This is a genomic window from Psychrobacillus sp. Z3-81, assembly GCF_056620325.1.
The window spans coordinates 54180-75386 of sequence record NZ_JBWQPU010000012.1 but is presented as its reverse complement, the minus strand read 5'-3'; the positions used below and the strand labels follow the sequence as shown (position 1 = coordinate 75386).

At 39.1% G+C, this 21207-nt stretch carries 21 protein-coding genes; 8 read left to right on the top strand and 13 right to left on the bottom strand.

Translation table 11 applies throughout. From position 1 onward, the window contains the following. Nucleotides 1-201: 201 nt before the first annotated feature. The 4 genes from AC1ECF_RS13390 to AC1ECF_RS13375 all read right to left on the bottom strand — a co-directional run bounded on the left by AC1ECF_RS13390 (nt 202) and on the right by AC1ECF_RS13375 (nt 5209). Nucleotides 202-1413 (bottom strand): NupC/NupG family nucleoside CNT transporter, encoded by a 1212-nt coding sequence (locus tag AC1ECF_RS13390; protein ID WP_480389932.1) that lies wholly within the window; start codon nt 1411-1413, stop codon nt 202-204. A gap of 322 nt (nt 1414-1735) precedes the next feature. Further along, nucleotides 1736-2947 carry a NupC/NupG family nucleoside CNT transporter gene (locus AC1ECF_RS13385; protein WP_480389931.1) on the bottom strand — a complete coding sequence of 404 codons (1212 nt, stop codon included), beginning with the start codon at nt 2945-2947 and terminating at the stop codon, nt 1736-1738. Between the two features lie 282 nt (nt 2948-3229). Next, the gene (locus tag AC1ECF_RS13380; RefSeq protein ID WP_480389930.1) at nt 3230-4435 is read right to left on the bottom strand and encodes an EAL-associated domain-containing protein; all 1206 of its coding nucleotides are present in this window, start codon (nt 4433-4435) and stop codon (nt 3230-3232) included. Nucleotides 4436-4573: 138 nt separating this feature from the next. Then, a complete protein-coding gene (locus AC1ECF_RS13375) occupies nt 4574-5209 on the bottom strand; it encodes an SIMPL domain-containing protein (RefSeq protein ID WP_480389929.1) in 636 nt (211 codons plus the stop codon). A 126-nt stretch (nt 5210-5335) separates the two neighbouring features. Between AC1ECF_RS13375 and AC1ECF_RS13370 the strand changes: the two genes are divergently transcribed. Continuing rightward, nucleotides 5336-6757, top strand: a complete 1422-nt coding sequence (locus AC1ECF_RS13370; RefSeq protein ID WP_480389928.1) for an aldehyde dehydrogenase family protein — start codon at nt 5336-5338, stop codon at nt 6755-6757. Nucleotides 6758-7162: 405 nt separating this feature from the next. Here AC1ECF_RS13370 and AC1ECF_RS13365 read toward each other — a convergent pair whose 3' ends face one another. Continuing rightward, nucleotides 7163-7873 (bottom strand): alpha/beta fold hydrolase, encoded by a 711-nt coding sequence (locus AC1ECF_RS13365; protein WP_480389927.1) that lies wholly within the window; start codon nt 7871-7873, stop codon nt 7163-7165. A 107-nt stretch (nt 7874-7980) separates the two neighbouring features. Here AC1ECF_RS13365 and AC1ECF_RS13360 point away from each other — a divergent pair, with 107 nt between their 5' ends. Next, complete coding sequence (locus tag AC1ECF_RS13360; protein WP_480389926.1) at nt 7981-8346, top strand: DUF2188 domain-containing protein; 366 nt, start codon at nt 7981-7983, stop codon at nt 8344-8346. Between the two features lie 135 nt (nt 8347-8481). Next, entirely contained in the window at nt 8482-8751 is a 270-nt protein-coding gene (locus AC1ECF_RS13355) for a hypothetical protein (protein ID WP_480389925.1), read from the top strand. An 88-nt stretch (nt 8752-8839) separates the two neighbouring features. Here AC1ECF_RS13355 and AC1ECF_RS13350 read toward each other — a convergent pair whose 3' ends face one another. The 3 genes from AC1ECF_RS13350 to AC1ECF_RS13340 all read right to left on the bottom strand — a co-directional run bounded on the left by AC1ECF_RS13350 (nt 8840) and on the right by AC1ECF_RS13340 (nt 11480). Continuing rightward, nucleotides 8840-9394: an HD domain-containing protein gene (locus AC1ECF_RS13350; RefSeq protein ID WP_480389924.1), complete on the bottom strand. Its 555-nt coding sequence runs from the start codon at nt 9392-9394 to the stop codon at nt 8840-8842. A 506-nt stretch (nt 9395-9900) separates the two neighbouring features. Beyond that, complete coding sequence (locus AC1ECF_RS13345) at nt 9901-10809, bottom strand: ferrochelatase (RefSeq protein ID WP_480389923.1); 909 nt, start codon at nt 10807-10809, stop codon at nt 9901-9903. 20 nt (nt 10810-10829) lie between these two features. Then, nucleotides 10830-11480, bottom strand: a complete 651-nt coding sequence (locus AC1ECF_RS13340; RefSeq protein WP_480389922.1) for a vWA domain-containing protein — start codon at nt 11478-11480, stop codon at nt 10830-10832. Nucleotides 11481-11678: 198 nt separating this feature from the next. On the opposite strand from AC1ECF_RS13340, the gene AC1ECF_RS13335 reads away from it, so the two are divergent. Together AC1ECF_RS13335 and AC1ECF_RS13330 are read left to right on the top strand one after the other, a co-directional pair. After that, entirely contained in the window at nt 11679-12740 is a 1062-nt protein-coding gene (locus AC1ECF_RS13335) for a YeeE/YedE thiosulfate transporter family protein (protein WP_480389972.1), read from the top strand. Between the two features lie 19 nt (nt 12741-12759). Continuing rightward, nucleotides 12760-12984, top strand: a complete 225-nt coding sequence (locus AC1ECF_RS13330) for a sulfurtransferase TusA family protein (protein WP_480389921.1) — start codon at nt 12760-12762, stop codon at nt 12982-12984. Nucleotides 12985-13529: 545 nt separating this feature from the next. On the opposite strand, the gene AC1ECF_RS13325 is transcribed toward AC1ECF_RS13330, so the two are convergent. Beyond that, on the bottom strand, nt 13530-14507 hold the full coding sequence (locus AC1ECF_RS13325) for a macro domain-containing protein (RefSeq protein ID WP_480389920.1): 978 nt from the start codon (nt 14505-14507) through the stop codon (nt 13530-13532). A 125-nt stretch (nt 14508-14632) separates the two neighbouring features. On the opposite strand from AC1ECF_RS13325, the gene AC1ECF_RS13320 reads away from it, so the two are divergent. After that, nucleotides 14633-14995: an SLAP domain-containing protein gene (locus AC1ECF_RS13320; protein WP_480389919.1), complete on the top strand. Its 363-nt coding sequence runs from the start codon at nt 14633-14635 to the stop codon at nt 14993-14995. A gap of 229 nt (nt 14996-15224) precedes the next feature. Next, nucleotides 15225-15731, top strand: a complete 507-nt coding sequence (locus AC1ECF_RS13315; RefSeq protein ID WP_480389918.1) for a YhfM domain-containing protein — start codon at nt 15225-15227, stop codon at nt 15729-15731. Nucleotides 15732-15765: 34 nt separating this feature from the next. On the opposite strand, the gene AC1ECF_RS13310 is transcribed toward AC1ECF_RS13315, so the two are convergent. Next, nucleotides 15766-16776, bottom strand: a complete 1011-nt coding sequence (locus AC1ECF_RS13310) for an IS1595 family transposase (protein ID WP_480389917.1) — start codon at nt 16774-16776, stop codon at nt 15766-15768. Between the two features lie 377 nt (nt 16777-17153). Further along, nucleotides 17154-18086: an MBL fold metallo-hydrolase gene (locus tag AC1ECF_RS13305; protein WP_480389916.1), complete on the bottom strand. Its 933-nt coding sequence runs from the start codon at nt 18084-18086 to the stop codon at nt 17154-17156. 143 nt (nt 18087-18229) lie between these two features. Here AC1ECF_RS13305 and AC1ECF_RS13300 point away from each other — a divergent pair, with 143 nt between their 5' ends. After that, the gene (locus AC1ECF_RS13300) at nt 18230-19345 is read left to right on the top strand and encodes an NADH-dependent flavin oxidoreductase (protein WP_480389915.1); all 1116 of its coding nucleotides are present in this window, start codon (nt 18230-18232) and stop codon (nt 19343-19345) included. 338 nt (nt 19346-19683) lie between these two features. Here the strand turns inward: AC1ECF_RS13300 and AC1ECF_RS13295 are convergent, their stop codons facing one another. After that, nucleotides 19684-20370, bottom strand: coding sequence for a cyclase family protein (locus tag AC1ECF_RS13295; RefSeq protein WP_480389914.1), 687 nt, complete (start codon nt 20368-20370; stop codon nt 19684-19686). A gap of 276 nt (nt 20371-20646) precedes the next feature. Then, nucleotides 20647-21105, bottom strand: coding sequence for an SAM-dependent methyltransferase (locus AC1ECF_RS13290; RefSeq protein WP_480389913.1), 459 nt, complete (start codon nt 21103-21105; stop codon nt 20647-20649). Nucleotides 21106-21207 lie beyond the last annotated feature (102 nt).

The following is a 21207-nucleotide window of genomic DNA, read 5'->3' as shown; positions in this document are numbered from 1 at the left end:
ATAAGGGAAAATTGTGTGTGTTGTGAGAAAGGAAGTTGATGACGAACGAAGGTCAAGGTAAGCATCTGATGTCTAGTTCAACTTTTTATTTTACGAGGTGATCGAAAAGATTATTTTACTTATATCAGACAAGTTAAAGCCATAAAAAAAAGAGTACGCGAGTTTTATCTCACGTACTCCATTTCTAATTTTATACACTTATTATAAGAACATCCCTGCAATTGATGCGCTCAATAAGGAAGCAAGAGCACCAGCTAATACTGCTTTCAATCCTAGGCGTGCAATATCTGCACGACGGCTTGGCGCAAGAGAACCAAGACCTCCTAGTAGAATTGCCATAGAGCTTAGGTTCGCAAATCCACACAAAGCAAAGCTTACAACGATTACTGTTTTTGGATCCAAAACTGCAATTTCAGGTGCGAAAGACATATAAGCAACGAATTCATTTAACACAAGTTTTTGTCCGATAAATGAACCCGCATCAATAGCCTCAGCCCAAGGTACCCCTATCGCAAAGGCAAGTGGGGAGAAGATATATCCAAGAACTTGTTGAATCGTTAGCCCTTCAAGACCAAATAATCCTCCTATGAAGCCAAGTAAACCGTTTAGCATTGCTATTAATGCGATAAATGCAAGTAGCATTGCCCCTACATTTACTGCGAGCCTTAAACCATCACTCGCACCACGAGCAGCTGCGTCCACCACGTTCACAGCAGCTGTATCTTTTTCTAGCATGAAGTTTTCTTCATTCACTTTCTCTGTTTCAGGCATGATTAACTTTGCCATAACTAAACCTGCAGGTGCAGCCATAAAGCTTGCAGCTAATAAATACTCCATCGGCACCCCAAGTACTGCATAGCCAACTAAAACGGAACCTGAAACAGATGCCAATCCACCAGTCATGACTGCAAATAACTCTGATTTCGTCATTCCAGCAATGAATGGACGAACAACTAATGGAGCCTCTGTTTGTCCCACAAAGATATTCGCCGCTGCAGAAATAGATTCTGCTTTACTTGTCCCAAGAAGCTTGGAAAGACCCCCACCAATAAATCGAATCATAGCTTGCATAATACCTAAGTAGTAGAGGACAGAAATTAAAGCGGAGAAGAAGATAATAATCGTTAACACAGAAATAGCAAAGACCGTTCCATGGGCTTCTGTATCGGCTAATGAACCAAATAAAAAGGATATCCCCTCGTTCGCATAACTAATAAGATTCGTCATGAAATCGGAAAGTTTTTGAAGAAGCCATCTACCCGCATCCCATTTTAACACCATAAATGCAAATAATAATTGGATAGCTAATCCACCCAATATAGTGCGAAGATTCAAAGACTTCTTGTCACTAGAAAATAAGAAAGCAATTCCTAAAACGACTAGGATACCAACTATTCCCCATAATATGTTCATTATTACACCTCTTTTTATTTCACCCCAGAATTGTATCGTAAATAAGCTCCCATTTAGTTCCCCTAAATCCCATTCATGAACTGAGCCACGTACATTTTATCATAGAATTTTCACCCCAAAAGTTTAAAAAAAATTCGATTACTTACGAACAATAAATAATCAAATTTAGATAATATTTCATTATTTATAGGGATTATACTAGCGGACGGGTAGTACTTCGCTGCTAATACAGAAGTGTCAAATCAAACAAATAAAAGCGAGCACGTGAACGACTATCTTCACGTACTCGCTATTTCATTCATAAGCCTATCTCTTGTTTAAATTATAAAAACATACCTGCAATAGAAGCGCTCAATAAGGAAGCAAGAGCACCAGCTAAAACGGCTTTCAATCCTAAGCGAGCAATATCCGCACGGCGGCTTGGTGCTAGAGAACCAAGACCTCCTAGCAGAATCGCCATAGAGCTTAGGTTCGCAAATCCACACAAAGCAAAGCTCACAACAATGACTGTTTTAGGATCTAAGACTGCAATTTCAGGTGCGAAAGACATGTAAGCCACGAATTCATTCAATACAAGCTTTTGACCAATAAATGAACCTGCATCTATTGCCTCTGCCCAGGGCACCCCTATCGCAAAGGCAAGCGGGGAGAAGATATATCCAAGAACTTGTTGAATCGTTAGCCCTTCAAGACCAACCAATCCTCCTATAAAGCCTAGTAAACCGTTAAGCAAAGCAATCAGTGCGATAAATGCAAGTAGCATTGCCCCTACATTTACTGCGAGCCTTAAACCATCACTCGCACCACGAGCAGCAGCGTCCACTACGTTCACAGCAGCTGTATCCTTCTCTAACGTGAAGTTTTCATCATTAATTTTCTCTGTTTCAGGCATGATAATCTTCGCCATAATTAACCCTGCGGGCGCAGCCATAAAGCTTGCTGCTAATAAATACTCCATCGGCACTCCAAGTACTGCATAGCCAACTAAAACGGAACCCGAAACAGACGCCAATCCACCAGTCATTACAGCAAACAACTCTGATTTAGTCATTCCTGCAATGAACGGACGAACAACTAATGGAGCCTCTGTTTGTCCCACAAAGATATTAGCCGCAGCAGAAATAGATTCTGCTTTACTTGTCCCAAGAAGCTTGGAGAGGCCCCCACCAATAAATCGAATCACGATTTGCATAATACCTAAGTAATAAAGGACAGATATTAAAGCGGAGAAGAAGATAATGATCGTTAACACAGAAATAGCAAAGACTGTCCCATGGATTTCTGTATCGGCTAATGAACCGAACAAAAAGGATATTCCCTCGTTCGCATATCCGATAAGATTGTTCATCAAATCAGAAAGCTTCTGAAGAGCCCATCTTCCCGCATCCCATTTTAATACCATAAAAGCGAATAATAATTGAATAGCCAATCCACCTAATATCGTACGTAAATTTAAAGACTTCTTCGCATTAGAAAATATGAAAGCGATTCCTAAAACGACTAGGATACCACCTATTCCCCATAATATGTTCATTGTTACACCTTCTTTTTGATTTGTGGCACCCCAGAATAATATCGTAAATAAACTCCCGTTTAGCATTCCCCTAAATCCACAAATAAAACAGATTAATTTGTGCATTGAACATTGTACATTCTACCATAGAATTTTTTTCTTAAGAACATAAAGAAAATTCGATTACTTATGACAATAAGTAATCGAATTTCAAAACGATATCAATATTTTTAAGCATTTTTGTTAAACATAAAAAGTAGGTCAACTTATTGAACCGTCACTCCACCTCTAATAGAAACTTGCTCACCTAAAAATATTATATTTAAAAAGATAATCATACGTAATGTCGATAAATAAATATTCATTATCCTCTAAAGGAATGGAAAAAGTACGAGTCATTTCACCTGTGTCAATATCGCTGTAGACATCAGAGAAAATGCCTCTTTGATCATTTTTCATTTTAATAATATTTTTTAAGAAATATGGACGCCAGCTCCAATTTTTATTTACCGCTTCAGTTTGAACATTCCATTCTCCATTTACCCTCATAATATTTGGTGATGTCTGAAAGCCTTCCTCATCACAAATATAAATACGGAAGGTACAATAATCCAATCTTCTTGCAAGCTCCAGCAAAAGCTGGGGAGCTTGACTTGTCGGTGCGGCCTGCTGAACCTCTTGCTCCAGCTCCCCTTCCAAACGTTTTAGTGTATTATAATTTTCTTCCAATAATCGCTTTTCTGTTGCGATAAACTGGCGACACTTATCCTTAAAGCTATTTTTTAATTGGTCACGAGGTATTAAATTAGTAGCCGCGTCAGCAAGATACTTCCCTTGATAATATCTTCCACTGTTTTTCCAAGCGAATTGAAGCTGATGCACTGTATCAATGCCCTCAAATAGCATATTTGCACCTATTTTTCTTGCAAGAGCGCCTAAAGAAGTAAAGAGGTCATTTTGAGCCCCCCAGGATTCGTAGCTAAGCTGCTCAATATTCACCTTAAGAATATTTGGCGACAACTTCTTAATATAATCTAAATGGCTTTCTGAACCTACTTGGTTTATAGCAATCTTTACTCCATAAGTTTTGTAATATCGCAGAATATTATTGAGCTGGTTAAAATCCCCTTTAAAATTATGTTCAGAAATAACAATAACAATTCTGGATAGCTCATCTTCAGGTATATACTGTTTAATAATGTCAAAGTAGCTCTCTCCATAATCTAACACTAAGAGATTAGCATTACATGGTAGGAAGATATCAAAGGTATTCGGCTCTGTTTTCAACTGAGAGAGGGCTGTATGTAAAATTTTGTGTTGTACCTCTACTCGATACTCTTCTGGTATATCTTCATCGTATGGAAAAGTATTTAAAGCAACCCAGTCCCCATTATTCATCAACTTCCCGGAGATTTCATATGCGACTACGACATGCTCATCTGCACTAAATATTGGTTGGTAAAATGCCGTTAAGCTATTTATATTAGTAAGGACTTCTATTGCATCCATTGAAAAACCTCCTCTTTAGAATTATCTGAAAAATGAAACCTTATCATTCTATCATAAGTTTTTCATTCCTTTTGTGCAAATCCCATAATTGTATTTTTAATTACTCAACTGAATTATTATACAATTATATCCTCTAAATTAGAATTGAAATTTAACTGTCACGGCTGCTTTCAAGATGGATTGACCCGGCTCAATCGGCGTACCCTCACTACTTTTTAACGCAGCAACTTCAAACGGTCTAATGGGAGATGGTCCCGCTGATTCTATGATCTCAATAGGCTGAGGCTGAACTGAAAGCTGCATCGCTTTTCCTATAGAATTTGCTTTAGAAAATGCATCGAACACAGCCATATTTAATGCATTCTGATAGGCAACCGATGAACGGTCGACTAGAGGTTGTAGGGATGACACTTGATTGGCCCCGTTTTTTATAGCAGTATCAATTACACTGCCCACCTGTTGAAGATCTGTAATTCTTATGGTTAATCCATTTGTAATGTCATACCCTCTAAATATCTGTCTCCCATCTATATAGTCATAGCGCGGAAAAATCGTATAGGTAGAAGTTTGTATGTTCTCTCTTGGAACACCTATAGCTAAAAGGGAATCAATTACCTGACTCGCTTTTTTGGCATTTTCTTCTTGAGCCTTCGTCACTTCTACATCGGTCGTTGTAATTTCGAGACGAACCTCCCATTGACTAGGAGCTGTCATTTCAATCCCTTCACCGAAAACCGTAATAGTACGTGGGGAAGTATAAAAGTACATAGCCATCCATCCTTTCTCCTTCTCTTCCTATCTTATGCAAAAGGAAGAAGGCAAATGTTATCACATCTCATTCTAGAAATGATAAAGTGATTATAATGATTACTTGAACCGTTTTTGGGAGGATTGATTGCAATGAAGAAACAATATTACGTAAACGGAGAATGGAAAACATCAGAAAGCTATCGTCAGCTTACTAGTCCCCATACAAATGAAATAATTGCAGAAATACCACAAGCAACACGTGAAGAGGTTGAACAAACAATAGAAATTGCCTATGACACAAGACAACAAATGGCTGCACTTACGTCACTTGAACGCGCTGAGATTCTCGAACATCTGGTGCGTCTCTTTAAAGAAAATCGTCAAAAGGCCGCTGAGTTAATTTCCTTGGAATCAGCCAAACCAATAAAATATGCACTTGGAGAAATTGACCGTACCATCGAAACCTACAAGTTTGCAGCCGAAGAAGCAAAGAGATTAACTGGTGAAATGGTTCCGATGGATGCAGCTAAAAATGGGGCTGGCCGTTTCGGTTATACTATTGAACAGCCAATCGGGGTCATTGCAGCTATTACCCCATTCAACTTCCCTCAAAATTTAGTAGCACATAAGGTGGGACCGGCGATTGCAGCAGGTAATCCAGTTGTTTTAAAGCCAGCATCTCAAACACCTCTATCCGCTCTATTTTTAGCAGAGCTCATCGACCAAACCGCCTTACCAAAAGGAGCCTTTAATGTGGTAACTGGAAGTGGAGGAACAGTTGGAAATACTTTAGTTGAAAGCACTAAAGTCAAAATGGTTACCTTTACTGGAAGCGCCGCAGTTGGAAAGGAAATTAAAAATAGAGCAGGGCTAAAAAGAGTGTCCTTAGAGCTAGGATCCAATGCAGGCTTAATCATCGACAAACATGTAGACTTGTCGAAAATAGTGCCAAAATGCGTAATGGGAGCATTCTCGAATCAAGGACAGCTATGCATCTCTCTTCAACGTACGTATGTGATGGAGGAAGTTTACGAAGAGTTTATTGATCAATTTACACAAATGACGAAACAGCTGGTTGTAGGAGACCCATTAGAGGAAGCAACCGATGTAGCAGTGATGATCAGTTCAACAGAAAAGGAGCGTGCACTTAGCTGGGTACAAGAAGCAGTCGAGCATGGGGCGGAGGTCATTACTGGGGGCATTGAGGAGAATGGTGTATTTATGCCTACAATCCTTACGAATGTTGCAGCCATCTCGAAGGTTTCTTGCCAGGAGGTGTTCGCGCCAATTGTCGGGGTAAACCGTATTTCTTCTGTCCAGGAAGGCATTGATGCCATTAACGATTCAAACTATGGGCTTCAGGCAGGTATATTTACAAATGATATTCAAACAGCGTTCCATGCCTCAAAAGAATTAGAGGTAGGCGGCGTAATTATCAACGACATTCCAACCTATCGAGTAGATCAAATGCCGTATGGCGGTGTAAAAGAGAGCGGAATAGGAAAAGAAGGAGTTAAATATGCTATTCAAGAAATGACGGAAACGAAGCTAATTGTTTGGAATCAGCTGTAAATTATTAGATACAATAAGAGCACTTACTACTTTTTATAAAAAACAATTTTGATTTATAAGGATTGGTTGATTTACATTCTGGCTGGACGCTTTCCTGGGGGCGCTGCTCCAACTAAATTGTTTCGGATGCTTCCGAAACAATTGGATTTTCCGCAAGCGCTAATCCCCAAGGAGTCGCCAGCCGACACTCCAATCAACTTTTTCTCACAAAGTCATACAAGTTTATAATAATAGACTTAGGTCTATCTAATAAAAATTAAACGAAAACTTCTGTTTCATAATTGTTACCTAGACAAACCACGACAGGAAATTTCGTTCGGTGTACTCATTCTAACAAATTTCAGGAAATACTTCTGTAGCAGTCCTTTTTACAAAGTTATAGGAACTTCGCAACTGCTCTTTTCTTCAGCTATTCTGTTTTAAAAATTCTGCTAGGATACTTGTGTAGATCTCAGGCTGTTCTATATGTGCCAAGTGCCCTGCGTAAGGTACGATTGCCCCGTGAACAAATGAGTTGCTTAGTGGGTAGCTTAAAGCACCAGATGCCTCTACTTTATTTTTTTCTCCAACTAGGAATAAAACCGGAAAAGTAAAGGATTTAATCGCATTCATCTCCTCAAATGGATACCAATTCTCATCCATCCCTAATAGTAAAAATTGTGTCCAGTCCGATTCATGGAGCGATTGAAAGTAACCTCTAGCTTCCTCACTATTTAATAAGTTATTCCATGTCGACACATCGGCTTCATGCTGCTCCTCCCAATCTTCAGGTTTATAAGGAAGAACCCCTGATAATGTCAACGTTCTTACATACTCTGGGAACATCCTCCCAAACATAACTGCCACTATTCCACCAAGCGAGCACCCTACTATGTGAACCTTCCCCCATTGATAGTGCTCGATGGTTTGCTTTAAATCTCTCGCGCAGTCCTCAAAGAAGTTAGTGTAGTCCTCTGTAAACGACTTTCCATGCCCTCTCAAATCTGGCGTAATCACCTGAAAACTATCTTCAAAAAACTCTCTCTGATAAACAAAATCTGACTCTCCCACCTCTAAACCCGTATGTAGAAAAATTAGAGGCTCCCCTGAACCTTTTATGGTAGTATGCAACAACATTTTTATTCCCCCTTTCCAAGAACATACCATTACTTCCAGTGATTTACCATAATTAGTTTGACTAAATATAAGGAGGGGAAATGGATGGTTAAAGGAGGCGAAAACATATGCCATGGACTAAAAACGACTATCCAGACTCTATGAAAAATTTAGAGACACATGTTAGAGAAAAGGCTATAGAGATTGCAAATGCATTGTTACGTGATGGTTATGAAGAAGGAAGAGCTATTGCTATTGCAACATCTCAGGCAAGAAAAGCAATTAATGGCGATGAAAATAACAGAAGACAATATGAGGTACGAGCTCGCGAGGATGAATGGGTACTTGTAAAGAAGGATGGAGATAGAGCCATCTTCAAGGAAGATACAAAAGAAAAGCTATTAGAGAAAGCAAAGCCTTACGTAAATGACCATGACGGGATACTGGATATATACCAAGCTGATGGAGATCTAGAAACCCGACTATATGATTAATGCTTTAAAAGTGCTTCTTTTAGAAATAGAGAAGCGCTTTTCTAATGATAGTCACCACCACACCACTTGACTTGTTGTATACAGGTGTATACATTAAGAAGAATACTACTGTATATGCAGAGGGAAGTGGAATAAATGAGAACTGATTCTTCTAGAGGATACTGTAAAGAAGGAAAAGAAAAGAGAGGGGCAAAAACCTTTCGTAGAGGTCGAGCGATAGCCTTTTTGGAGAGATTAAATACTAGAAAAGAGACCTTAAAAAAACAATTAGAAACTCCTGAGCTTCAAACAATTCATCCACACTTGGTTGGTGAGCTTAAGGCAATCGAAATGGTGATTGATGAATTTATTCAATTGTTCGAGCTTCATGAAGTCGAGGAAAATCAAAAAGAAGACGTGGAATAACATATCTAACCAACCAAATAAATAGAGGAGACCCCGAATTAACCGAGGCTCCTCTTTCTATTTTCATTTTCTTCAATTTTTACGCTGACTATGGCTCAAGAAAAGAAGGACTTAACTTCATTCTGATAATCATAGAAAAAATCAGGAATCTCTTCTTTGGAAGATTTTCAATCCCACTGTTCGCTACACCGGAGAAATACCAACCTTGTTCTGTTCTTCCACGCTTGAAAGCTAAAAATACATCTTCTCCTTTACATTCATATATACGCTTTAGCTCTAACAAATTAGCGTATTTATCTGCTACCACAAGAGCTTTTTGATGTAATGTACCTGTCTTTAGCTGATCAATAGTATGTCGCTTACGCTCTTCCCATGTATTTTCTTTTTCCTCGGTATTATATGCCACCAATTCTTTTACTTCCGTGCCAAATTCGCGTTCAATGTCTTCCATTGTAACGTCTGTATCCTCCACTGTATCATGCAAATATCCTGCAACTACAACTGCGGCTGGCATTCCTGCATCTTCTAGGATTTTGGCTACATGGAAAGGGTGTCCAATATAAGGAGCACCTGTTGTTTTTCGGACTTGGTTCTTATGAGCCTCTTTTGCAAAACTCCTTGCTTTTTCAATCATTGTATCCATAATAATTTATCCTCTCTTGCCTAAGTGTTTCTAAGAGCATTCGTTCTACATAAACTGAAGATTTCTTTAGAAAATATACATAGCATTTATTTATTATAGTATAATATTTTTTCATATTTACATCATCTATCGAGGAAGAGTATGCTTCTCCGTCTTGAAGGGAATTTAACTATGAAGCAATTAAAAACTAGAATGTTTCCATCCATCTGGGTCAATCATACGAGCAGTTAGAGCTTACAGACCTTAGAGCTGTTATTGTAACAGACGATGTGTTAGCAAGAGGTTGTGCTACAAATACATTCGTAAGTCATAAAACACTATACAAAAAGTATGCAGCAGTTTAATGAATTTGTAGCAGACCATCCAAGGCTCGAGTCTATTCTTGTTCATTCAGACGATGGAATGACAGTAGCTAGACTAAATCTCGAATACTCGCTGTCCACTGCATTATATTTATATATTTCTTTAAAGAAAAGAGAAGACATTGAGTTAACAAGGTCTCTTCTTTACATTTTTAGCTTTTTCTCAACAATTGCAGCCAAAGCTTTTACCGTATCAAAGGAATCCCCTGGGAATTCTGTTCGAACAAACTCTGCTTTTAGCTCCTCCGCCACTGCTTGACTATCTGCTCCTATTTCATAATAAGATTCAATGTCCGCTACCAACGTCAAAAGCTCACAAGTAACAAATCCCTTTGCCCCTATAGACGCAAGCCTTTTCATTTCATCCTTTACATCAGGCAATAGCCATTCACCTGTTTGGCCTGCACTTCTATAGACAGTCCTCCAATTAGGGATGTTTGCTTGCTCTGAAATAGCTTTAGCCATCTCTTGAAACTGCTCGACGTATACATCATTCCCTTTAGAGGTTATCCGGTGACTATGGGCCGTGTATAGCACATAGGAATCTGAGCGTATATGCGTCGGTATCCATCTATACGCTCGCCTTACTCTGTCGGAATAAACAGAAATTAGTTCAGGCGAGACATGCCAATTATCAATATGAATCAGCTCAATTCCACGAGCATTTTCTAGGCACTCTTCTACCTCTCGTTGAAACGCTCCAGTTACACTAGGTGTGTACAAGGAATATATGGTCATGGTAGCGATTGTTGTAACCCCATCCGAAAGCATTTGCTGAAGGGCATCGCTGGCAAATGGAGGTGTGTGCTTATAAGCATTGTAAACCTTTATTCCTTTTGGAAAACGTTCAGACAAAATGCTTTCTAGTCCTTCTGCAATTCTTACTGTTTGGGCGCCCAAAGGATCAACTGTTCCTAGCTCCCGAAATTTCCTTCCTACATCGGCTAATGCCACATCAGGTACAGATTCCCCGCTAAACAAGTGCTGAAAATATCCCGGTAGCTCATCGGTTGATTTAGGAGCACCGTATGCATATAACAATAAACCGATCATAGACGAAGCAATCCTTCCTTTTACTTTCTCTTTCTGGCTTGAAAGTCCTTTTCTATTTCCCTTTTCCAGGTTTTATTCAGTCTATGACCACGACGATAATTGGTAACGGCTTGACTTACTGCCTCGTAATTTAGTGTAGTACCTCTCTCATCGGCATGATAATTAACTGCAAAATCCTTATCTATCCCAAATTTCTCAGCAGTAGCTAATGCATCTATATTGGCACCTAAGAAGATAAACTCCCAATTGTATTTTTCTTTTTGGTGATTGATCATTTTTTTAATTTGTTCCGCTTTATATTCGCAGCTTGCATTTTCCATTCCGTCTGTTGTGATAACAAATAATACTTTCTCCGCTCGCTCCTTCTCGCTAACTCTCTTTTGCACGTTTCCGATTTTTTGAATAGTTGCTCCAATAGCATCTAGTAGTGCCGTCATTCCGCCTACTTGGTAGTCGTCCTCTGTAAGTGGTGACACTCCTTTAATAGAAAGTCGGTCATGGAGTAGCTCATATTTATCGCTAAATAGCACGGTCGTGACAATAGCATCTCCTTCCTCTTTTTTCTGTTTCCTTAACATGGCATTGAACCCCCCGATTGTATCTGCCTCCAGCCCTGACATGGAACCACTCTTGTCAAGAATAAACACCAATTCAGTTAAGTTCTTTTTCATATCAATTCCTCCTCTTCGTTTGTAAATAGATGATATCAATTCTTTTTTCCCAGTAGGTCGCTTCGGAGGAGACAAATTTGATTGAAAATATAGACTTTTAGTAATTGAGTTTAATTTATTGAAATTAAATTTATCATAATATAATATATTCCTATAAGTTTAGTATGAATTTAAAAAGGCGGGATTTATTTGTTATATATGATTATTACCGGTTTAATTTGTGGCGCCTTACTAGGCTTTGTTATGCAACGTGGACGCTTCTGTCTTACAGGCGGATTTCGTGATATGTATTTAGCGAAGGATAATCGTATGTTTTATGCGTTATTAATCGCGATTGCAGTACAAAGTGTTGGTGTGTTCACCCTTATGGAGCTAGGAATTTTTGAATATAATGCAGGCACGCTTCCGTTGCTTGCAGTCATTGTCGGATCTTTCATTTTTGGTATTGGTATTATTTTAGCTGGTGGCTGCGCAACAGGAACATGGTACCGAGCAGGAGAAGGCTTGATAGGAAGCTGGATCGCTCTTGCAGGATATATGCTGATGGCAACAATCATGAAGTCTGGAGTGCTTGCACCTCTTAACGCACAAATTCAGTCATCACAGTTGCCAACTAACTCTATCCCAGAAACATTTGGTCTAAATGTATGGATTTTTGTTGCCATCCTGTTAGCAGTAGTTGCGTGGATTGTGTATAAAGAAGTGACGAAGCCAAAGGTATTTATTCCTTCTTTAAAACCGAAGAGAACCGGACTAGCACATATCTTGTTTGAGAAACGCTGGCACCCATTCGTAACTGCTCTATTAATCGGAGCAATCGCAGTTCTTGCTTGGCCACTTAGTGCGGCAACTGGCCGTGTGTTTGGATTAGGGGTTACTACTCCGTCGGCAAATATCCTTCAGTATTTAACTACTGGAGATTCAGCAGTTCTAAACTGGGGCGTCTTCTTAGTTCTTGGTATTTTCTTCGGATCATTTTTTGCAGCAAAAGCAAGTAGAGAGTTTCGTTTTAGAATGCCTGATGTGAAAACGGGTATTAATAGTTTCATAGGCGGTAATTTAATGGGATTCGGGGCTAGTCTTGCGGGAGGCTGTTCGATTGGGAACGGTCTAGTAATGACTGCTATGATGACATGGCAAGGTTGGATTTCTCTAACGTTTATGCTTTTAGGAACATGGACTGCTGTTTACTTTGTATTTGTCCGTGGTCGCAAGAAAAACAAAGCAACAGCTACTAAAACAGCTGTGAAACCAGCATAATTTAAAGGAGTGTATTTGAATGAAACAAGTATTAGAAGTAATGGGAATGGTATGTCCTTTCCCTTTAGTTGAAGCAAAAGAAGCAATGACGGAGCTATCCTCTGGAGATGAGCTAGTAATCGAGTTTGATTGTACACAAGCTACGGAATCTATCCCACGCTGGGCAGCTGAAGAAGGTCATACAATCACTAACTACGAACAATTAGATGATGCAGCTTGGACCATCACTGTTCAAAAGAAATAACGAAAGTTGAAAGCCCCCGAAAAATTTTTCGGGGGCTTTTATAAGGAGAAAATTGTATAGAATTAGTTTTAGATCTTAGAAGTCACTGATTTCCGTTACAGGCGCTTCGCTTTCCACGGGCACGGCCTCAGCCTTCTCCCTCGCTATGCTCAGTCCGAGTGCGGGCCAACAGGATGTTGGTCACAAAGGCAATGTCACACGATGTGACGTTATTGCCTTTGTTCCTTTGCGCGCTGTTCCCGTAGGAGTCTGCACGCCTTTCACTTCAATCAACTTGTTTATGCTACTGAAAAATGTTTCACTAAATCAAATAATTCTATCAGGGCTTACTCCAACTATTTTCTTCTTTGGAGCTTCTAATTTTTTATTATTGGACTTTAATAAAAATAAGCCGGTGATACCTGCTACGACAGTGACTGCTATCACAATTAGATAAATCCGCGGCTAGACTCTCTTCTAGCCAGTACATTCTTGTAAAGGATATTGCCAGTACAAAAATCCCAGAATGTACCCATGTAGTAATCTCATCCATTCCCCCTATTATTTTAAGCCCCTAGTAAATCCTGTTCAAACGCGAATAACGCTTCGTTGATTTCAAATATGTCGTATTGTTCTTGTTCAATAAAATATCGAATGATTAAATCAAATGTATGGCTTTTAGACAGTGTATAGCCAGCACGCCCCAATAGGTCCTCTGTTTCTTCAATGGTTAATTCCAAAGCGATTGCAAAGGCTACCGCCGTCTTTTTCATCGGTGTATAGTCTATGTTATTTTTAATTTTAGAAAAAAGCCGGCGGTCGATATTGGCTTTCTTATAGGTACCTACATCGGTCATTCCCTTTTCATCTATCAGCCAAAGCAAGCGTCTAGAGAAAGGTTCATCTTTTTTATGAATAAGTTGCTCCAGGTCTGTCTTTTTTTCAAAAGTAGTCTCCGACACCTGAAGCATTTCAATTTCCTTCGGCATCATTCGTAACTTATGGCTTAAAGTTTGAACTGTATGTTCGTCAATGTAGGCACGAATGGAACTAAATAGTTTTTCACTTAACACGAAAGCACTTCGATCAAATACCACTAGATAGACAAGTAGGTCGTGCTTCATAAGGAAGGAACTTATGGTAGATATTGCAACTTGGAGAGCTTGATCCTTCGGGTAGCCATAAATTCCAGATGAAATGAGGGGGAATGCAATGGATTCATATCCCTCTGTAATAGCTAATTGTAAAGTATTCAGGTAACAATTCTCCAATTGTTGCTGCTCCTTGTTAGATCCACCTCTCCAGATAGGACCAACTGTATGGATAATGCGCTTTGCCGGAAGCTGGAACGCCTCCGTCATCACTGCACCACCGACTGGGCAACTCCCTATTTCATTACAAGCAGCTTGCAATTGCTCCGCTCCGGCAGCTTGAAAAATTGCACCACATACCCCTCCACCCATTTGGAGCTGTGAGTTTGCTGCATTCACAATGACATCCACATCCATCTTGGTTATATCGTTTCGGACAATCTCAAATGGCATAATCTTTCTCCCTTCTATGATAATGGTTCTTCACCATTTGTTGCGGTCAACTAACATAATTTCATTTTAGTGAATACTAGGAGGCTTGAAAAGTGTGTTACACTACAAAAAAAGGAGGAGAATGGATGCAAACTTTTAACTACGAAGCTTCTTGGGATAGAGCAATTTCCAAACATGATCGACAAGAATTAGAGGCAGTATTTTCTAGCTTGGACACCTTTCCCCCTTTCTCTGTTATTCGTCATGCCGTGAATTATAAAAAAGAGCTTTTAGTTACAGCTATCGTACATAACACAGCTGATCAACCTTTGCTATTTCAAGAACAGAGAATGACGTATTCAATAGATGGAAAACAAATAGCAGAAAACACCTTCAGTCTTTCTTCATTCGTTGTTCCCCCAAAGACAAGCATGCCATGGACCTTTATTTTTCCTGCTGGTAGCTGGCAGGGTAATGAAGCTAGGCTTGGCGAATTGTATTTTGGTTAAGTAAACACGAAAAAAGAGCCAACCTCTGATATTGGCTCTTTTTTCATGAATATTGGGAGTTATATTAAATAGTTTTACAACTAATTTAATAAGGCTGTTTTCTAAAAGATTGTTGTTTTTATATCGAATTTGCATATAACATATTATCTGATAAAATTATTTGTAACTAAAAGAGGGTTTACTTCGTCTAAATTGAATAATTTAAAAAAATGTTAGGAGGTATTTTAATATGAAAAAAACTTTGTCACTTATTTTATCATTGACCTTTGTATCAACTATTCTTTTGGGTTGCCAATCAGGCGATAACACTACAAAAGACACTGATAAGAATAAACTTGAGCAACAAACAGAAGTCGTTTCTAAAACTGATGCAGATAAGGTTGAAACAAATCAGCGGTCAGCAGAAGATAATGAGAAATTGAAATTAGTTGGAGAAATTTCAAAGGTTAGTATTTCGAAATCGAAAGGCTTTGACCCAACTGTTTTTAATGATGACAAATCTATCGAAACTTTCAATACTATATTTACAAGTGCTGTAAAAGAAGATGGTATAGTAAATATGGTAAATCCAGAGTTTTATATAGATATTGTTTATTCGAATGAAAATAAACAGAGTTTTCTTTTATGGGTAGGAGAAAAAGGTGAAAGAAGCACATTTATGAATTCAAATGATAAGAATACCATTTTTACGGTTTCGGAAGAGATGACAGACAAATTAATTGATTTAATCGAATAGCAGTTATATTAAGACCTCAATTCGAGGTCTTTTCTTATGCACTTCTTAGCATTTCAACAGTTGTATAATTGGATTTTTGACACGCTGAAATAAGCATTTGTTCTACACGTTTATCAAATGCTAAATTTTTCCCTAAATCTAACCAGCGGAACCAATAAAGATAATTGTCTAAATAGCGAGTTCCTACACCTTGAAAGCGTTCCATCCAACCTTTTAGGCGATTATGAAAATTATTAACGTGCTGAATGTGGTAGATACCCTTTTTCACACGTTGTTTTTGTCTTTCGTTGACAGTTTCGTGTTGTAATCCCTTAATTTTTGCAAACTTCTTATAGTTAGTCGCTGTATCTGTACATAGCAAAGAAGATGGGTGAATATACTCACCTATCACATTGTCAATTTCTTCTGCTTTCACACGACCTGTTCCTGCTTTTCGAGCAATCACACTGCCGTTACGGTCTTGTGCCACCACAACAGCAATTTTAAGGTTAGAAATCCCTCTTTTTCTGTCTTTTTCTCCACGCTTTTTAGGTTTTCTATGATTTATTTGACGATAACCTTTTAAAGATTCACGAAAGAAAGTTTCATCGCTTTCAACAATACCTTGTAATTGGTTAAAACCTTGACTACCTAATGCGTACAAGATTTTGTGTCGCCAATAAAATGCGGTAGAAATGTGTATTTGAAGTTTTTCAGCAATTTTAGGCAGAGTATAGCCCTCAACCATAAGTTCAATATATTTCACCCACTTTTGAGGGTATCGAGAACCTGAAAATGGCGTGTTTGTCATATCGTTAAAGGATTTACCGCAATCTTTACACAGATAGCGTTGGCGACTGCGATATTTACCGTTACGTTTAACGGCTGTACTACCACAATGAACGCAACCAATCCCCGAAGAAAACCTCGCTTCACGAATAGTTTTTAGAAGTTTCGTGATTTTATCTGGTTCTTCGGGAAACAAATCTTGTTTCATTGCCTCAAATAGTGCTATTTGTTCTGATTTTGTTAATTCGCTGAAATCTTCATATACATCTCTCCACATACCTTAACGCCCCCTTAACCCTATTTTATCAACCTAATAAAAGTATGGTCAAGAAAGCAACAATCTAAACGAAAACAGCCTTTAATAACAATGGAAATCCGTCGAATGAAGCCGAGGGAAATGACCACTTGGTTACCTATATGTATAATGACTGCTACAAGTTCTTATTTGCTAGTAGCATAGTCACTCAACGCCTCTTTTATAGGCATTAGGATGAGCGTATTTTTTTCTTTTTACGTTTCACCCTTTATATTTGTAACCTCTTTTACATAAAAAATCAAATAGTTTACTATCAATTAATATTTATCTGATTTCCTTTTAAATGGTTAAACAAAAGCCGTAGCACCAAAACATTCGTGTTACGGCCTCCCTTAATCTTAAGCTTGCTTTTGCAAGTATTCTAGCAACCCCATGGAGCATACCCGCATATCCAATTCGATAATTGGGTATACAGGATGGTTCGGAGCAACTTGATGGGCATCCAGTGCAGTACGAATCCGTTCCTTTAATCGAGCAGCTAATACTTCATGAGATTCTCCATCCGCAAAAACCGATTTTGCTTCCTTCATAAACACATCTAACCAGTTAGAAACCATGATCAGCGCTTGCTCAACATTGGCTGTCATTCCATAATGACCAAAATAGATGTAATCGAGCTTCATCTCTTTCATCTGATTGATTGCTACAAGCATAGCCTCTGGATCAAATTGGTTTGGAGAGGTAGAAGGCAAATAAAAACCGATTCCTTCCTTTGCAAGCTGCTCATAGCGTACGCCTACTGTATCCCCAGTAAACATTCCATTGCTTACTGGATCATAAATACTAAAATGATGATTTGCGTGACCTGGTGTATGGAAAAATTTCAGCGTGCAGTTTTCGCCAATTGATAAGGTTTCGCCATCTTCTTTTACGAGTAGCCTGTCCTCCGGGATAGCCTCTATTGGCGCAAAGAGACCATAAAAATCATCCCCATAAACAGCTTTTGCTCCTGCAATCAGACGTTCCGGATTTGCTAAGTGTCTAGCTCCTTTTGGATGGACTACTACCTTTGCATTCGGACAATCTTGGATCAGCACCCCTGCTCCGCCAGCGTGATCTAGATGAATATGGGTGACAATAATATATTTCACTTGTCCTAAAGAAAAACCTAACTTAGACAACCCTTCCTTAATATGTGGAATTGAAGGACTAGGACCTGTTTCCACTAATGTTAGCTCTTCCTCATCAATCACATAGGTCCCCGTTCTCTCGAGCAGTCCCAAATCCATTCCATCAATTAAATAAATTCTCCCATCATTGTGTAATCTCATAGCTTCACCCCTTGTATAAGTTATATATATCATAGCATGCCTCAAAATCAAACGAAGGGTTCAAGCCCTATTCTTTTCATTTTTTTCAAGTTTCCGTTAGGGTGTAAGAGGGTAGGATTTTTAGAGATAAAGGAGTGGTATTTATGACAAGTAACATTTTCCAACCATTTACATTCCCTTCTGGGGTCACATTAAAAAATCGAGTGATGATGGCTCCTATGACAACCTATTCTTCCGAGAAGAATGGAGATGTCTCTGAACAAGAGCTTATCTATTATGCGCGCCGAGCAAGAAGTGGTATCGGTGCAGTTATTACAGCATGTGTCTATGCAGAGCCACTTGGTGTGGGCTTCCAATATTCTATAGGTGCTGAAGACGATGCTCGAATCCCAAGCTTACGCAAGCTAGCCAGTGCTATAAAGGATAACGGAGCTAAAGCGATCTTACAGATTTTCCACGCTGGCAGAATGTCTAGCTCTTCAATATTACAAGGTGAGCAGCCTGTTTCTGCGAGCAATATTCCTGTTCCTAGAGAAAATGCAGAAACTCCGCGTGAAATGACTCTGGAGGAAATAGAAAAAACAATCGCATCCTTTAAAGAAGCAACACGTCGTGCGATAGAGGCCGGTTTCGATGGAGTAGAGATTCATGGTGCCAACACATATCTCATACAGCAATTCTTTTCCCCTCATTCAAATCGCCGAACAGATCAATGGGGTGGAACACTCGAAAAAAGAATGGCTTTTCCTTTAGCGCTTGTTGATGCGGTAAAAACTGCTGTAAAGCAACATACTTCTAATCCATTTATCGTCGGTTACCGTCTCTCTCCAGAGGAGCCTTTCGAGCCCGGTATTACTATGCAAGACACATTAGCACTTGTCCGTACACTTGCCGATAAAGGCTTAGACTATATCCATATTTCTGCTTCCGAGTTTATGGGTGGTTCTATTCGAGATAAAGAAGATACAAGCTCCCGTATTGCTTTAATTCAAGAAGAGGTAGGAGACAAGGTGCCGATTATTGGTGTTGGAGCATTACAAACCAAGGAACAAGTAGAAAAAGCTCTAAACATTACTCCACTTGTAAGTCTCGGCCATGCCCTTGTTCAAGATCCTGAGTGGATGCAAAAGATTGAACAAGGAAAAGAGGATACAATTTACCAAGCAGTATACAAAAGTAAACGAGAAGAGCTCGATATCCCGGATCGTCTATGGGATGCAATTACGCAGAATCCCGGATGGTTTCGAGTAGAAGAATAAAAAACAAAGGGCGACGGTTCTCCGTATCGTCGGACGCTTGGAGCGAAGGCCAACAGGATGTTGGTCAGGAAAACGTTGTCACAGGATGTGACGCTTTTAGTTTTCCTTCCATAAAGTGAGCCACAGCCGAACGCTTACGCGTGCCGTTGCTATGTCTCACCTATCTCCCTTCTCCCGTTGGAGTCGCCGACGCTGCTACGAACCAACAGTGTCTCTTACTAACATGAAGTATTGATTAATAAACCAAAAATAGTATATTTCCCATCAACAATGGAATGGCTTTGTATCTGGCTCCGTTTTTATTTGACAGGTTATTTCAAAGTGCCTTACCAGCCACCTTATTCTACTTCCACAATAACATTTACAATGGAAGCATCATGCCCTTTAATTCGTAAAGGTGCTGTGAATGCTGATAGTAGCTTTTTTCCTATTAACGGTTCGGGATTTATATCCTCATAGATGAGCATTGTCGGCTCGCTATACTTTTCGTGATTCAAAAAAGCATGATGAACTGCATATCCATTGTCTCTTGCTTCCGTCAAATTTTCTATACTGAGGGTATCAATCGCAACAGCCTTACAGTTCGGCAGCTGCGTTCTTATGTACACTGCTGCATCCGGCGAAACTGCAGGAAAATTATTGGAGTATCTTTGGAAATCACTCTCTCTAAACTTCCAGTGGCCTGTATTAAAAATAAGAATGTCTGCCTCCTGAAGCTCTTCTCCGTAACTTTGTAGAGTCTCTATCGTTACAAACCCATTTGCCCCGACCGGACAATCTATTAATAAAGGCTTTTTGTAAATAAAATCTTCAATAGGAATGGCATCAATCCCTTTCCCATTGGTCATATGATGCCAAGGAGCATCTACATGCGTACCAGCATGTAAATACATACTCAAGACACTTCCGTTCCAGTCATCCCCTTTTTCTTTTCGCTCTCTTGGCTCTAAGCGCACCTCCGGTAAACCCGGGTAGACTGGCATCCCCTCGTAAATCGGATAACCAATTTCCACATACTTCGGCATTCCCTTCACTCCCCCTTCAAGTTTCTGCAAACTTAATTTTACCATATTCTTCTATCGTAGCGATGTTAAATTGACTATATATTCAAATAATTACAGCTTTCATGTTACCTTCTATGTGAATCACTAGCTCAGTTGGATTTCCAAAAGGTTTCCATCAGGATCAACTAGATAGGAAGCTCTCCGTTTCACACAGAAAATGTACAGGCTCTTCAAAACAAGTAAATCAGATTAAGAGGACATCACAAATTGATAACAAAATATCATGTCCTCTTGCATTTACCAATAGTTTTTCATTAAAGAGCTCGACCAAGTAGGCTGTTTAACTTCTGCTCTAGGGAGAAACTCTTTCATTATAGGTTTAATATCTATGATTGGTGTTCCGTCGATAGCATCTAATCCTTTTACTAGTAAGGATCGATTTTTTACCTCCTGAAGCTCCACGATAGTAACCCCCAATTTATTCGGTCTATTTTTTCCCCTCTGCGCAAATATCCCAACTTCCGGAAACTCATTGTTATTTCTTGGATGTCTCGCTTCATACTGGATGTCGCCATCGCTTACCTGATTGAAATAAAAAATGATCTCTAAATGGGAAAATTCCTGTATTCCCTTTAATGAAGATTCTAGAATACTTTCTGCTAGCTCAATTTTTGACAAGACTGAACCCCAGTTATCGTCGACAATGTCCGCTCTATCGTTCTTTACAAATGCTATCGGTTGAATAGAAAATTCCATATTTCATCCCCCTATCTATCGCTATCATAACAAAGGCTTAAGCAAGATAGAAAATACCGATTCCTTATACAAATCCATAAGTTTCTCTAATATAACAAATAG

Coding starts and splice junctions, on each gene's coding strand:
- AC1ECF_RS13340 (WP_480389922.1), bottom strand. CDS start 11,480: ATGAAAAAGAACTTAACTGAATTGGTGTTTATTCTTGACAAGAGTGGT.
- AC1ECF_RS13345 (WP_480389923.1), bottom strand. CDS start 10,809: ATGATCGGTTTATTGTTATATGCATACGGTGCTCCTAAATCAACCGAT.
- AC1ECF_RS13295 (WP_480389914.1), bottom strand. CDS start 20,370: ATGCCGAAGTATGTGGAAATTGGTTATCCGATTTACGAGGGGATGCCA.
- AC1ECF_RS13385 (WP_480389931.1), bottom strand. CDS start 2,947: ATGAACATATTATGGGGAATAGGTGGTATCCTAGTCGTTTTAGGAATC.
- AC1ECF_RS13305 (WP_480389916.1), bottom strand. CDS start 18,086: ATGAGATTACACAATGATGGGAGAATTTATTTAATTGATGGAATGGAT.
- AC1ECF_RS13350 (WP_480389924.1), bottom strand. CDS start 9,394: ATGGATACAATGATTGAAAAAGCAAGGAGTTTTGCAAAAGAGGCTCAT.
- AC1ECF_RS13290 (WP_480389913.1), bottom strand. CDS start 21,105: ATGGAATTTTCTATTCAACCGATAGCATTTGTAAAGAACGATAGAGCG.
- AC1ECF_RS13380 (WP_480389930.1), bottom strand. CDS start 4,435: ATGGATGCAATAGAAGTCCTTACTAATATAAATAGCTTAACGGCATTT.
- AC1ECF_RS13300 (WP_480389915.1), top strand. CDS start 18,230: ATGACAAGTAACATTTTCCAACCATTTACATTCCCTTCTGGGGTCACA.
- AC1ECF_RS13355 (WP_480389925.1), top strand. CDS start 8,482: ATGAGAACTGATTCTTCTAGAGGATACTGTAAAGAAGGAAAAGAAAAG.
- AC1ECF_RS13310 (WP_480389917.1), bottom strand. CDS start 16,776: ATGTGGAGAGATGTATATGAAGATTTCAGCGAATTAACAAAATCAGAA.
- AC1ECF_RS13335 (WP_480389972.1), top strand. CDS start 11,679: ATGATTATTACCGGTTTAATTTGTGGCGCCTTACTAGGCTTTGTTATG.
- AC1ECF_RS13315 (WP_480389918.1), top strand. CDS start 15,225: ATGAAAAAAACTTTGTCACTTATTTTATCATTGACCTTTGTATCAACT.
- AC1ECF_RS13325 (WP_480389920.1), bottom strand. CDS start 14,507: ATGCCATTTGAGATTGTCCGAAACGATATAACCAAGATGGATGTGGAT.
- AC1ECF_RS13360 (WP_480389926.1), top strand. CDS start 7,981: ATGCCATGGACTAAAAACGACTATCCAGACTCTATGAAAAATTTAGAG.
- AC1ECF_RS13370 (WP_480389928.1), top strand. CDS start 5,336: ATGAAGAAACAATATTACGTAAACGGAGAATGGAAAACATCAGAAAGC.
- AC1ECF_RS13375 (WP_480389929.1), bottom strand. CDS start 5,209: ATGGCTATGTACTTTTATACTTCCCCACGTACTATTACGGTTTTCGGT.
- AC1ECF_RS13365 (WP_480389927.1), bottom strand. CDS start 7,873: ATGTTGTTGCATACTACCATAAAAGGTTCAGGGGAGCCTCTAATTTTT.
- AC1ECF_RS13320 (WP_480389919.1), top strand. CDS start 14,633: ATGCAAACTTTTAACTACGAAGCTTCTTGGGATAGAGCAATTTCCAAA.
- AC1ECF_RS13390 (WP_480389932.1), bottom strand. CDS start 1,413: ATGAACATATTATGGGGAATAGTTGGTATCCTAGTCGTTTTAGGAATT.
- AC1ECF_RS13330 (WP_480389921.1), top strand. CDS start 12,760: ATGAAACAAGTATTAGAAGTAATGGGAATGGTATGTCCTTTCCCTTTA.